Raw genomic sequence first — 12467 nt, forward strand, 5'->3', positions numbered from 1 at the left:
GGTCGAAGCCCGGCTGCGGCCCGGCGGACCGCCGGTGCCGGTCGAGGTCTCCGCCATCGCCGGGCGGGAGCGCGCGCAGCGGCTGCGCGCCACCGGGGCGGTGACCGGCGAGGTGATCCTGCCGGTCCGCCACGGCGGCACCGGCACGCCCCGCGTGCTGCCGCTGGCCAACCGGGAGGTGGTGCTGCTGAACATGGCCGGGCTGACCGGCACCGGGGTGGCGCAGCAGCTCGGCGCCGTCATCGCCGCCGACGACCAGGGCAGGCTGCGCGTCATCGGGCTCGAGAACCTCGACGCGCGCGACAACAGCAGCTGCGAGAGCGAGGCCCGCCTGACCGGGCGGCTGGAGCCGGGCGAGGGCGGCACGGTGCAGCTGGCCTGCGCCTTCCAGCGGGTGCGCGGCAGCTGCGGGCAGCGCTGGCAGGGCACGCCGGCGCGCGCCGCCTGGACGGACACGCTGCGCTGGGACGGCAGCGGCGCGCTGCGCAGCGATCCGCCGCCGGCGGATGCCGGCCGGATGCGCCATGCCGTCGCGACCGCGCGGGAGAAGGTCGCGGCCATGCTCGCGGCGCCTGTCGCCGACCTGCGGGCGGTGGACTGGGAGGCGACCGGCATCGCCGACCTGATCCTGCTCGGCCTCGGCTGAACGCTGGACGCGCCCCCCGCGGCGGCGGTAGGGGGCGCGCATGATCGAGTTTCCCGCCGGCTTCAAGCCGCCCTTCTTCCGCCCCTCCAAGCGCCAGGCCGACGAGCTTCGCCAGGTGAGCCTGACGCCGCGCGCCGCGCGCCACGCCGAGGGATCGTGCCTGGTGCGCTTCGGCGTGACGGAGGTGCTCTGCACCGCCAGCGTGGAGGGCAAGGTGCCGCCCTTCCTGCGCAACTCCGGCCAGGGCTGGGTGACCGCCGAATACGGCATGCTGCCGCGCGCCACCCACACCCGCGGCGACCGCGAGGCCGCGCGCGGCAAGCAGTCCGGCCGCACGCAGGAGATCCAGCGCCTGATCGGCCGGTCGCTGCGCGCCGTGACGGACCTTAAGGCGATGGGCGAGATGACCGTCACGCTGGACTGCGACGTGCTGACCGCGGATGGCGGCACGCGCACCGCCTCCATCACCGGCGCCTGGGTCGCGCTGCACCTGGCCTTCGAGCATTGCATTGCGAAAAACGTGCTGAAGAAGAATCCGCTGCGCGACCAGGTGGCCGCGATCTCCTGCGGGATCTGGCAGGGCACGCCGGTGCTCGACCTCGACTACGAGGAGGACAGCAAGGCGGAGACCGACGGCAACTTCGTCCTGACCGGCGCGGGCGGCGTGGTGGAGGTGCAGGCCACGGCCGAGGGCGCGCCCTTCAGCGAGGCCGAGCTGACCGCGCTGCTGGGCCTGGCGCGCAAGGGCACGGGCGAGTTGTTCGCGAGGCAGCGCGAGGCGGTCAGGGCGTGAGCCATCGGCTGCTGGAAGGGCCGAAGCTGGTCCTGGCGACCCACAACGCCGGCAAGGTGCGCGAGGTCGCGGAGCTGCTCGCGCCCTGGGGCTTCGAGGTCGTCTCCGCCGGGTCGCTCGGCCTGCCCGAGCCGGCGGAGACCGAGGAGAGCTTCCTCGGCAATGCCCGCATCAAGGCGCTCGCGGCCGCGACCGCCGCCGGCCTGCCGGCACTGGCCGATGACAGCGGCTTCTCGGTGGCCGCGCTGGACGGCGCGCCGGGCGTGCGCACGGCCGACTGGGCGGAAACCCCGAACGGTCGCGACTACGCGATGGCGATGGGCAAGGTGGAGAGGCTGGCGCGGCACGCCTCGGACAAAAGGGCCTGGTTCTCCTGCGCGCTGGTCCTGGCCTGGCCGGACGGTCACACCGAGGGCTTCCTGGGCGAGGCACATGGAAGCTGGATCTGGCCGCCGCGCGGCGCGAACGGCTTCGGCTACGACCCGATGTTCGTCCCGGACGGCCACGCCGAGACGTTCGGCGAGATGACGCCGGCCTCGAAGCACGCGATCAGCCACCGCGCCGCGGCCTTCGCGCAGCTGGCGGCGGCCTGCCTGCCGGTGCGCCGGGGCTGACCCGGCGCGGGCGCCTTGGTGCCTTTCGCGCCCGGCGCCGCGGCAGGCTTCGGACAAATTCCCCGGTCCCGCCCGAGGGTCGGCGGCCGGGCAGCGGATGGACGGCTTCAAGGAGCGGGCCCGGGCGCGGCGACGTGCCCGTGACATTATTCCTAGACTAGCATGCGCGCATGGCCCCTGGCCACGACGTCCTTGGCTCGACACGAGGATCGTCGCAGCCCCACCCGCATAGCGGGCGAGGAAACTTCAGCCCGTGCGGGACCGCGCCCCCAGGCTTGACGCCCCGGCACGGCCCCCGCCTTCTCACGGTTGAGACGCGGTCGGGGGATTTCAGCATGCGGGCGATCCGGGCGGCGCTGGTCGGCGGGCTGCTGCTGCTGGGCGGCATGGCCCATGCCCAGCCGGTGGTGAGCGAAGCGCCCCCCGCCGCAGTCGCCGGCGTCCGCGTCGTCACCCTGGTCGAGAACCTGGCGCGCCCCTGGGCGCTGGCCTTCCTACCGGACGGGTCCATGCTGTTCACCGAACGGCGCGGCCAGATCCGCCTGGTGCGCGACGGGCAGCTCGACCCCCGCCCCATCGCCGGCGTGCCGCCGGTGTGGATCGCGGGATCGGCGCAGCACCTGGCCGGCATGGCGGACCTGGTCCTGCACCCGGATTTCGCGCGCAACCGCACCCTCTTCTTCAGCTACGCCCATGGCACGCACGAGGCCAACCGCACCCGCCTGGCGCGCGCCGTCCTGGACCTGGAGGCGCATGCGCTGCGCGACGTGCGGGTGATCTTCGAAGGCCATCCGGAGAAGGTCAGCTACGGCGCCTTCGGCAGCCGCATCGCCTTCCTGCCGGACGGGACGATCCTGTTCGCCGTGGGCGATGGCGGCGACCAGCCGCTCGGGCAGGATGGCCGCATGGTCAGGGAGAATGCGCAGGACCTGGCGACGAACATGGGCAAGATCGTGCGCATCGCCGAGGATGGCGGGGTCCCGCGCGACAACCCCTTCGTCGGGCAGGCGAATGCGCGGCCGGAGATCTACGCCCTCGGCAGCCGCAACAGCCAGGGGCTGGCCTTCGACCCGATCCGCCGCATGGCCTGGTTCACCGACCACGGCGCGCAGGGCGGCGACGAGCTGAACCGGCTGGAGGCCGGGCGGAACTATGGCTGGCCGGTGGTGACGCACAGCGTGGAATACACCACCAATGCCCGCATCGGCACCGGCACCGGCGCGCCGGGCATGACGGACCCCGTCATCGTCTGGCCGCGCGCCGTCGCGCCCTCCGGCCTGCTGGTCTACACCGGCAACCGCTTCCCGGCCTGGCGCGGCGACCTGTTCTCCGGCGGGCTGATGAGCCAGGACATCCGGCGCATCCGCCTCGACCCGCGCGGCCGCGTACTGGGGGAGGAGCGGATCCCGGTCGGCGACCGCGTGCGCGACGTGCGGCAGGGGCCGGACGGGCTGCTCTACCTGGTGACCGACCGGTCCGCGCGCGGTCGCATCATGCGGGTGGAGCCGAACTAGGCAGGCAACAAGGCGCAAGGGGGCGAGGCTCCGCCTCGCGCTCCGCCGGGGACGATGATCGTCCCCGGACCCCTCCATTCGTTCGCGGGGTGGGAGGTCTGGCGGGCAACCGATGCGCCGCCTGGCACGCCCTTGAAGGGCGCCGTCCGCGCCCTTTCTCTCTGGCGCAACGACACGCCGGGGAGAATTGGACCATGCGCGCCATCCGCGCCGCCTTGCTGTGCGCTGCGCTGAGCTCTGGAACAGCCGCGCTGGCCCAGCCGGTGATCAGCGAAGCCCCGCCGCCCGATGTCGCGGGCGTGCGCCTGGCCACGGTGGCGGAGGGGCTGGAGCGGCCCTGGGGCCTGGCCTTCCTGCCGGACGGCTCGATGCTCGTCACCGAACGCCCGGGCCGGTTGCGCCTGGTGCGCGATGGCGCGCTGGACCCGCGCCCGGTCGCCGGCGTGCCGGCGGTGCACGCCATGGGGCAGGGCGGGCTGCTGGATGTCGCGCTGCACCCGGACTTCGCGCGCAACCGCACCCTCTTCCTGAGCTACGCGCATGGCACGCAGGAGGCCAATCGCACCCGCCTGGCGCGCGCCGTGCTGGACACGGAGGCGCACGCGCTGCGCGACCTGCGCGTGATCTTCGAGGTGGACCGCGCCAAGCCGAACAACGCGCATTTCGGCAGCCGCATCCTGTTCCTGCCGGACGGCACGCTGCTGCTGACCGTCGGCGACGGCGGCAACCCGCCGAACATGCTGGACGGGCGGCTGATCCGCGAGAACGCGCAGGACCGCGCCAACCACATCGGCAAGATCCTGCGCCTGACCGAGGACGGCGCGGCGCCGGCCGACAATCCCTTCGTAGGCCAGGCGGGCATCCGGCCGGAGATCTTCACCTGGGGCAACCGCAACAACCAGGGGCTGGCCTGGGATCCGATCCGCCGCGCCGTCTGGGCCAACGAGCATGGCAGCCAGGCCGGCGACGAGCTGAACCGCATCGAGGCCGGCCGCAACTATGGCTGGCCGGCCGTGACCCACAGCGTGGAGTACCGCAGCGGCAACCAGATCGCGCCGGCGCGCAGCGCGCCGGGGATGGCCGATCCCGCGCTGGTCTGGATGACCACCACCGCGCCCTCCGGCCTCGTGGTCTATACCGGCGACCGTTTCCCGGCCTGGCGCGGCGACCTGTTCAGCGGCAGCCTGCGGGCGCAGGACGTCCGCCGCATCCGGCTGGATGCAGCGGGGCGCGTGGTGGGAGAGGAGGCGATCCGCGTCGGCCGCCGCATCCGCGACGTGCGGCAGGGACCGGACGGGTTCCTGTACCTGCTGACCGACGACCCGCAGGGCGCCCGGATCCTCCGCGTCGAACCGGGGTGAGCCGCGCCAACTCTTTCCCCTTTCGGCCTGCCGGCCCTCGGCGCCATGCTGCGCCACCGGCCGCAGACCGGATGGAGGAAGGCGCCCATGACGATCACCCGCCGCGCGGCCCTGCTGGCCGCGCCCGCCCTGGCCCTCGGCACGCGTGCCGCACATGCCCAGGCCTGGCCCACGCGGCCCATCCGCATCATCGTGCCCTACACGCCGGGCGGCGTCTCCGACATCACCGCGCGGCTGATCGCGGAGCCGATGGCGGCCGCGCTCGGCGTCGCGGTGCCGGTGGAGAACCGCGCCGGGGCCGACGGCGTGATCGGCACGGACGCGGTGGCGAAGGCGGCGCCAGACGGCTACACGCTTGCGCTCGTCTCCGTCGCGCATCCCGTCAATGCCGCCTTCTACCGGCTGCCCTTCGACACGATGCGGGACTTCACCTTCATCTCGCTGACCACGCGCACGCCGCTGGTGCTCTGCGCCGCGCGCGGCTTCGCCGCGAGCACGCCGGCGGAGCTTGTGGCGCATGCGCAGCGCAACCCGCGCGGCCACGTCACCTTCGCCGGCACCGGCGGGGTGGTGCGGCTGGCACCGGTGCTGTTCGCGCAGCGCACGGGCATCGAGATGACCTACGTGCCCTATCGCGGCAGCACCCAGGCGCATCCCGACCTGATCGCCGGCCGCGTGGACATCATGTTCGACACCGTCCCGGCGGCGCTGCCCCACATCCAGTCCGGCGCGCTGAAGGCGCTGGCCACCACCGGCGCCGCCCGCGCGCCGCAGCTGCCCGACGTGCCGACCATCGGCGAGACGCTGCAAGGGTTCGAGGCTTCGACCTGGGGCATGGTGATGGGCCCCGCGAACCTGCCCGCGCCCGTGCTGACGCGCCTGCACCGGGAGGTCACGGCCGCGGTGCAGCGGCCGGAGATCGTGGACCGGCACCGCACGCTGGGCGCCGAGGTGGTAACCTCCAACCCCGACGAGACGCGCAGCTTCGTGCAGGCCGAGCTGGAGAAGTGGGGCGCTGCCGCCCGCGCCGCGGGGGTGCAGCCGCAGAACGCGGGATAGGCGGCGCGCACCCGGGACGCGCAAGGCTATTGCAGGCCGCACCGGCGAAGATGCAGCGTAACGTCATGGAATGACAGGGCGGGAGGCGGCCGGTGGCGCAGGACGATAGGCTCGGACGATGGGACGGGCTGCTCAGGGCACTGCCTGCCATCGGCGGGATCGGCGCGTTGCTCTGGCTGTTCGCCGCGCTGATGCGCGACAGCAGCTCCGTCATGACCTGGCCGACGCTGGCGAAGGCCGCGGCGGCGGTCGGCATCGCCTTCGGCGTCGCTGCTCTGCTGCGCTATGCGCTCGGCCCCCTGACGCAGCGGCGGGATCCGCCGGTCATGACCACCGGCACGGACTCCACGCGCGACCGCCTGGCCTGGGTGGTGCTGGCGATCGGCAGCGCCGCGATCGCCGCGCTGGCCCTCGGCCTGGTGATCGCCTTCACGCAGCTGGTCGAGAAGCAGGTCGTCGAGCAGAAGATCGACGCGCTGCTGATGGGCGTCTTCACCGCCGTGCTGCCGGTCTTCGCCACCTGGGTGGGCACGGTGATCGCGTTCTACTTCACCAACGAGAGCTTCCGCCAGGCGGCGCAGAGCGCGCGGGAGGCCGCGCAGGGTGTTGCGCCGCAGCTTCGCGTGACGGACCGGATGATCGCCTACGACAAGGTCGCGAAGATCGAGGAGGAGCGCGCGCAGGCCCGCACCGTGCCCATGGAGCGGATCGTCGGGATGTTCAACGACAACACCACGCGGGTGATCGTCTTCGACAAGACGAAGCAGCCAGTCTTCGTGCTGCGGCGCAAGAGCCCGCCGTTGCCGCCGACCTGGACATCGGGCAGCGCCGACATCCAGGGCAAGACGATCGACGACTACCTGAAGGAGAATGGCGGCGCGAACGCCAAGGATGCCGCGCAGTTCGGCTTCGTGGCGGAGAGCGCCACGCTGGATGCGGCGCGCGTCGAGCTGCTGAAGTCGAACAGCGACGACCTCTTCGTGACCGCCACCGGCCAGAAGACGGAACCGGTGATCGGCTGGCTGTCGGGCGACCGGCTGAAATAGCCTGCCGCCCGCGCGCGCCTCACTCCGCCCGGATGTTCGCCGCCCGCACCACCTGGCCCCAGGTCGCGTGGTCGCGCCGGGTGATCTCGGCCAGCTGCTGCGGCGTGCCGCCGCCCGGCTCGTCGCCGCGGCTCGTCATCCGCTCGCGCGTCGCGGCGTCGGCCAGCGCCTGGTTCAGCGCGGCATTGGCGCGCGTCACGATCTCGGGCGGCAGGCCCGGCGGCCCGTAGAGGCCGATCCAGGCGGTGAAGGTGAAGTCCTGCAGCCCCTGTTCCGCGCTGGTCGCGATGTCCGGGAAGGCGGGGCTGCGGTTGCCGCCCGTCGCCAGGATGCCGCGAAGCTGCCCGGCCTGGATGAAGGGCGCGACCACGCTGGCGCCGTCGAACATCGCGCTGAAGCGGCCGGCGATGAAGTCCTGCATGGCGGGGCCGGAGCCGCGATACGGGACATGCTCCATCGGCAGCGGCGCAGCGCGCATGCGCAGCAGCTCCATCGCGGTGTGGCTCAGGCTGCCCGCGCTGGCGGAGCCGTAGTTCACCCGGCCGTTCTGCGGCCGCACCCAGGCGATGAATTCCTGCACGGTCCGCGCCGGGACCGAGGGATGCACGCAGAGGATCAGGGAGGATTGCAGCATCATCCCGATCGGCGTGGCCTGCAGCGGATCGAAGTTCAGCGGCCCCATGGTGTGGGGATTGATCGCCATGGGAGAGGCATTGCCGGCCAGCAGCGTGTAGCCGTCCGGCCGGGCGCGCAGCACGGCATCCGTGCCCAGGTTGCCGCCGGCGCCGCCGCGGTTGTCGATCGCCACCGGCTGGCCGAGCGCCGCCTGCAGCCCGGGCTGCAGCACGCGGGCGGCGAAATCGGTCTGGCCGCCCGGCGGGAAGCCGACAACCAGCGTGATCGGTCGGCTGGGCCAGGCGGCCTGCGCATTCGCCACATGCGGCGCGGCCAGCGCGCCCGCGGCAAGTCCGGCTAGCACGCCACGGCGGCTGACGCGATGTTCCGTCATCGGATTCGTCCTCCCGGTTCCGGTCATTATGCTGTCACAACGTCGCCGCTGCCAAGCCCAGCAGCGCCGCGGCGGCCACGCCCAGCATGGTGAAGGTGAGGCTCATCCCCAGCACGCGCCAGCGGAAATTCTCGGGTTCCTGCGCGATGCCCGTGGCGTGCAGCGCGCGTCCCGCCACCAGCACGGTGCCGAGCACATGCAGCGCCCAGTCCGGCAGGCCGTTCACCTCGCACAGCGCCATCAGCAGCAGCGCGAAGGGGACGTATTCCGCGAAGTTGCCATGCGCGCGCACCGCGCGTTCCACCAGCCGGTGCGAGGTACCCAACGCGACGCGATACACGCGCCGCGCCTTGATCACCCGCGTCGCCAGCCAGACGAAGTAAAGGCCGAGGATCCCGGCATAGAGCGCCGTGACGGGCAGCATCAGCCCTGCTCCTTCACGTCGGCGCGCCGGCCGCCGGAAAGCCGCAGCAGCTCCTCCGGCGTGGTGGCGAAGACATGCATCGGCGATCCGGCGGCGGCCCAGACCCGGTCGAAGGCGAAGAGGTCCTCGTCCACCAGCACCAGCGGCGACGTCAGGTGGCCCAGCGGCGCGACGCCGCCGATGGCGAATCCGGTGACGTCGCGCACCCAGCCGCCATCGGCCCGCCGGATGCTCAGCCCCGTCGCGGCGGCCACCTTCGCCGTGTCCACCCGGTTGGCGCCGGAGGCGACGACCAGCACCACCCGCTCCCCGCCGCGGAACACGATGGACTTGGCGATCTGCGCCACCGCGCAGCCCACCGCGGCCGCGGCGTCCGCGGCGCTGCGGGTGCCTTCCGGGAAGGCCCGCACGCTGTCCGGATGCCCGGCCGCGACCAGCGCCGCCCGCACCCGTTCGACAGAGCCGCCCGACATCGCCATATCCCCCGGTGATGGAATCCCTGGCCCTCTACATCCACTGGCCTTTCTGCGCCGCCAAGTGCCCGTATTGCGACTTCAACAGCCATGTCCGGGACCGGGTGGACCATGCGGGCTTTGCCGCCGCGCTGCGCGCCGAGCTGGCGCGGGAGGCGGCGCGGGCGAGCCGGCGGCCCCTGTCCTCGATCTTCTTCGGCGGCGGCACGCCGAGCCTGATGCAGGCGGAGACTGCCGCCGCGCTGATCGACGACGCGACGCGGCTGTTCGACCCGCTGCCCGACATCGAGATCACGCTGGAGGCGAATCCGACCAGTGTGGAACGCGAAAAGCTGCGTGAATTTCGCGCGGCCGGCGTGAATCGCGTGTCGCTCGGCGTCCAGTCGCTGGATCCTGCGGCCCTAACGTTCCTCGGCCGGAAACACGACGCGCAGGAAGCGATCCGGGCACTGGCTTTCGCGCGGGAAATTTTCCCGCGGGTCTCCTTCGACCTGATCTATGCTCGGCCCGGCCAGCCGGAATCCGCCTGGCGGGCGGAGCTGCGCCAGGCCCTCGCGCTGGCCGCCGACCATCTCTCGCTCTACCAGCTGACGATCGAGCCGGGCACGCAGTTCGCGACGCTGCACGCCCGCGGCGCCTTCCGCCTGCCCGAGGGCGAGGAGGCCGCGCGGCTCTACGACGCGACGGCCGAGGAAGCGGCGCGCTTCGGCCTGCTGCGCTACGAGGTCTCGAACTACGCGAAGCCCGGCGCCGAGAGCCGGCACAACCTCGCCTACTGGCGCTATGGCGACTACCTCGGCATCGGCGCGGGCGCTCACCAGCGCCTGACGATGCCGGACGGAACGCTGCTCGCCGCGCGGCGGCACCGCGCGCCGGAGGAGTGGCTGGCGCGGGTGCAGCGCGACGGCCATGCCGTGACGGAGGAGGAGGCGCTGTCCCCGCAGGACCGCGCGCGGGAGGCGCTGCTGATGGGCCTGCGCCTGGCCGAAGGGGTGGATCCCGCGCGCATCGCCGCGCGCAGCCTGCTGCCCTTCGATCAGGCGGTGGACCTCCGCATGCTCGATGCGCTGGAAGGGGAGGGGCTGCTCGCCTGGCGTGACGGAAGGCTGGTCGCCACGGCGGACGGGCTGCTCCGGCTGGACGCGCTGCTGCCCGTGCTGTTGCGCTGACGGCACGGCTGGGCTTGCCTGCCCCGATGCCCGTCACGGCCTTCCTCGGCGCCTATGGCCACGGCAACCTCGGCGACGAGCTCTGCCTGATCGAGGCGATGCGCGCCTTCCCCGGCGGTGACGCCTTCGCCCTCTCGCCCGACGCGGCGTGGACGATGCGCTGCGTGGCGGGCCTGGCCGGATGCTTCCGGCGCGGGCCGGAGCTGCTGCGCCTCGCGCCGTCCCGCATCGTCTTCGGCGGCGGGCTGTTCGGAACCTCCGACGCCTTCCGCGCCTGGATGCCCTGGATGGCGCGCGCGGCGGAGGCCGGGGCGGAGATCCACCTGCACAACCTGGGCCTGTCGCGCATCAAGTTCGATCTCGGCTGGCTCGACGAGGCTGCGCGCGGCGTGATCGCCGGCGCCGCCTCCTTCACCGTGCGCGACTACGTCTCCTTCGAGATGGCGGCGGAAGCCGGGCTCGGCCGCATGCCACGCATCACCTTCTATCCGGAGGCGGACATCCCCGCCGACGACAACCTCGCGGACGGCCTGCTGCCGCGCGGCCGCAAGCTGCTCGGCCTGTCCGTCATCCCGCTGCCGCTGATGCAGGCGTGCCTGCGCCACGATGCCGCGCGGGTGCGCGACCTGCTCGCACCCTTCGCCGGCCATGCGGTGGTGCCGATCGCCAGCACAGTGCATCGCGACCTGCCGGAGGAGGACGACATCGCCGGCATCGCGGACTTCCTGGCGCAGTTCCTGCCGGACGCGCCGATCGCGGCGCCGGCGCTGCTGGACCGCACGCATTGGCGGGCGGAGCTGACGCCAGCGCGGCTGAAGGGCCTGATCGCGCGCTGCGACACGCTCGTCACGCAGCGCAAGCACAACGCGATCCACGCGATCGGCGCCGGCGTGCGGGTAATCGGCCTGCATCCGCTGGAGGACGATAGCCTGCGCCGCACCTTCGTCGCGCTGTCGCACCGCCTGGCCCCCGGCTCGCGCTGTGTCGGCCTGGACGCGCCGCCCGAAGCCGCCGCCGCATGAGAACGCTGCTGCTGGCGGAGACGCCGTTCCGCGACCTGCCCTCCGCCGCCATGCTGCTCGAGGCGGCGGAGGCAGTGCCGCACGACCCGCCGCTGCTCCTCGCCACCCGGGCGCGCCGCGCCCCGCATGGCTTCGTGCCGGTCATGGCGGAGGAGCTGCCCGAGGGCATCGAACAGGTCGTGCTGGCCGGCGCCTTCCTGGACCGCGGGCTGCTGAAGGCCGCGCTGGCCACGGCCGCGGCCGCGGTGGCCGGCGGTGCGCGGCTCGTCGTGCACAATCTCGCGCTGGAGGGCTGGGCGGCGCGTCACGGCGCACCCGAAGGCGCCGGCGTGCTGGACCAGGCGGAGCGCATCGCCGTGCGCGATCATCGCACGGCCAACGTGCTGACGCTGTGGCGCATCGCCGCCCCGCTCCGCATCCTGGCCTATCCCGAACGCCACGTCGCCGCCGACCCGGTGCTGACGCGGACGCTGCCGCCGGGCCCCATCCTCGGCCTCGCGATCCGCGGCGGGGCGGAGATGCGCCGATCCTGGCAGCCGCGCCTGCCGGCGATCGCGGAGGCGCTGTCCGCCGCGCGGAGCTGGCCGGTGCTCCCGCTGCCCATGCGCCTGCCCGGCGGGCCCGACGACGACCTCCCGGCCATCCGGGCGCTGGTGGAGGCCGTGCTGCCCGGTGCGGCGCTGCTGCTGCCGGAACTGGCCGAGCCCCGGTTCTGGCGGGCACGCCTGACGCCCGCGCGCTGCAAGGCGCTGGTGGCGCGTTGCGCGCTGGTGGCGACCAACCGCGACCTGCCGGCGGCCTATGCCGTAGCGGCGGGTGTGCCGGTGCTCGGGCTCGCGCTCGGCGCGGACCGGCGAATCGTCTCCTGCATCGCGACGCTGGCGAACGAGCTGCCGCCGGGCTCCGCCCTGCTGCATCCGGCGGCCGACCCGCCTCAGCCGGCGCCCGGGTCCTTCGCCAGCTCCAGCGCCCGCGCATAGACCTGCTTGCGCGGCAGGCCGGTGGCGGCGGCCACCATCGCGGCCGCATCGCGCAGGCTGGCGCCGGCCATCGCCTCACGCAGCCGTGCATCCAGGTCCTCGGCGCCGGTCGCCTCCTCCGGCGCGGGCCCGACCACGATGCAGATCTCGCCGCGGGCCTCGTTCGCGGCATAGTGCGCGGCCAGTCCGGCCAGGCTGCCGCGCCGCACCTCCTCGAAGCGCTTGGTCAGCTCGCGCGCCACCGCCGCCGGACGGTCGGGGCCGAGCCCCTCGGCCAGGGCCGACAGCGCCTCCGCCAGGCGGTGCGGCGCCTCGTGCAGGACCAGGGTGGCGGCCAGCCCGGCCCGCTCGGCGGCC

14 protein-coding genes are annotated in these 12467 nt (G+C 73.5%); 10 read left to right on the forward strand and 4 right to left on the reverse strand.

Annotated features, from left to right (window positions below; genetic code table 11):
• The 7 genes from OZN99_RS14965 to OZN99_RS14995 all read left to right on the forward strand — a co-directional run.
• On the forward strand, positions 1-646 hold a 646-nt coding region (locus tag OZN99_RS14965), incomplete at its 5' end, for a hypothetical protein (protein ID WP_270936047.1).
• A 40-nt stretch (positions 647-686) separates the two neighbouring features.
• Positions 687-1439: a ribonuclease PH gene (gene rph / locus OZN99_RS14970; RefSeq protein ID WP_270936048.1), complete on the forward strand. Its 753-nt coding sequence runs from the start codon at positions 687-689 to the stop codon at positions 1437-1439.
• The gene (locus OZN99_RS14975; RefSeq protein ID WP_270936049.1) at positions 1436-2053 is read left to right on the forward strand and encodes a non-canonical purine NTP pyrophosphatase; all 618 of its coding nucleotides are present in this window, start codon (positions 1436-1438) and stop codon (positions 2051-2053) included. Before rph ends, OZN99_RS14975 begins: the two co-directional genes overlap by 4 nt.
• A 335-nt stretch (positions 2054-2388) precedes the next feature.
• Positions 2389-3567 (forward strand): PQQ-dependent sugar dehydrogenase, encoded by a 1179-nt coding sequence (locus tag OZN99_RS14980; protein WP_270936050.1) that lies wholly within the window; start codon positions 2389-2391, stop codon positions 3565-3567.
• A 194-nt stretch (positions 3568-3761) separates the two neighbouring features.
• Positions 3762-4928: a PQQ-dependent sugar dehydrogenase gene (locus OZN99_RS14985; protein ID WP_270936051.1), complete on the forward strand. Its 1167-nt coding sequence runs from the start codon at positions 3762-3764 to the stop codon at positions 4926-4928.
• Positions 4929-5015: 87 nt separating this feature from the next.
• The gene (locus tag OZN99_RS14990) at positions 5016-5987 is read left to right on the forward strand and encodes a tripartite tricarboxylate transporter substrate binding protein (RefSeq protein ID WP_270936052.1); all 972 of its coding nucleotides are present in this window, start codon (positions 5016-5018) and stop codon (positions 5985-5987) included.
• 92 nt (positions 5988-6079) lie between these two features.
• Complete coding sequence (locus OZN99_RS14995; RefSeq protein ID WP_270936053.1) at positions 6080-7033, forward strand: hypothetical protein; 954 nt, start codon at positions 6080-6082, stop codon at positions 7031-7033.
• A gap of 19 nt (positions 7034-7052) precedes the next feature.
• Here the strand turns inward: OZN99_RS14995 and OZN99_RS15000 are convergent, their stop codons facing one another.
• The 3 genes from OZN99_RS15000 to OZN99_RS15010 are packed head-to-tail and all read right to left on the reverse strand — an operon-like array spanning position 7053 to position 8939.
• Positions 7053-8042 (reverse strand): Bug family tripartite tricarboxylate transporter substrate binding protein, encoded by a 990-nt coding sequence (locus OZN99_RS15000; protein WP_270936054.1) that lies wholly within the window; start codon positions 8040-8042, stop codon positions 7053-7055.
• Between the two features lie 34 nt (positions 8043-8076).
• The gene (locus tag OZN99_RS15005) at positions 8077-8466 is read right to left on the reverse strand and encodes an MAPEG family protein (RefSeq protein ID WP_270936055.1); all 390 of its coding nucleotides are present in this window, start codon (positions 8464-8466) and stop codon (positions 8077-8079) included.
• The gene (locus OZN99_RS15010) at positions 8466-8939 is read right to left on the reverse strand and encodes a YbaK/EbsC family protein (protein WP_270936056.1); all 474 of its coding nucleotides are present in this window, start codon (positions 8937-8939) and stop codon (positions 8466-8468) included. Before OZN99_RS15010 ends, OZN99_RS15005 begins: the two co-directional genes overlap by 1 nt.
• 17 nt (positions 8940-8956) lie before the next feature.
• Here OZN99_RS15010 and hemW point away from each other — a divergent pair, with 17 nt between their 5' ends.
• From hemW to OZN99_RS15025, 3 genes are read left to right on the forward strand one after another with little or no spacing between them, the layout of a single operon-like run.
• A complete protein-coding gene (gene hemW, locus OZN99_RS15015; RefSeq protein ID WP_270936057.1) occupies positions 8957-10108 on the forward strand; it encodes a radical SAM family heme chaperone HemW in 1152 nt (383 codons plus the stop codon).
• 26 nt (positions 10109-10134) lie between these two features.
• The gene (locus OZN99_RS15020) at positions 10135-11130 is read left to right on the forward strand and encodes a polysaccharide pyruvyl transferase family protein (RefSeq protein ID WP_270936058.1); all 996 of its coding nucleotides are present in this window, start codon (positions 10135-10137) and stop codon (positions 11128-11130) included.
• Positions 11127-12110: a hypothetical protein gene (locus tag OZN99_RS15025; RefSeq protein ID WP_270936059.1), complete on the forward strand. Its 984-nt coding sequence runs from the start codon at positions 11127-11129 to the stop codon at positions 12108-12110. Before OZN99_RS15020 ends, OZN99_RS15025 begins: the two co-directional genes overlap by 4 nt.
• On the opposite strand, the gene OZN99_RS15030 is transcribed toward OZN99_RS15025, so the two are convergent.
• A partial coding sequence (locus OZN99_RS15030) for an SAM-dependent methyltransferase (RefSeq protein WP_270936060.1) occupies positions 12065-12467 on the reverse strand: 403 nt, incomplete at its 5' end. The genes OZN99_RS15025 and OZN99_RS15030 overlap by 46 nt on opposite strands.

This window comes from Falsiroseomonas oryzae (assembly GCF_027856955.1).
Lineage (GTDB): Bacteria > Pseudomonadota > Alphaproteobacteria > Acetobacterales > Acetobacteraceae > Falsiroseomonas > Falsiroseomonas oryzae.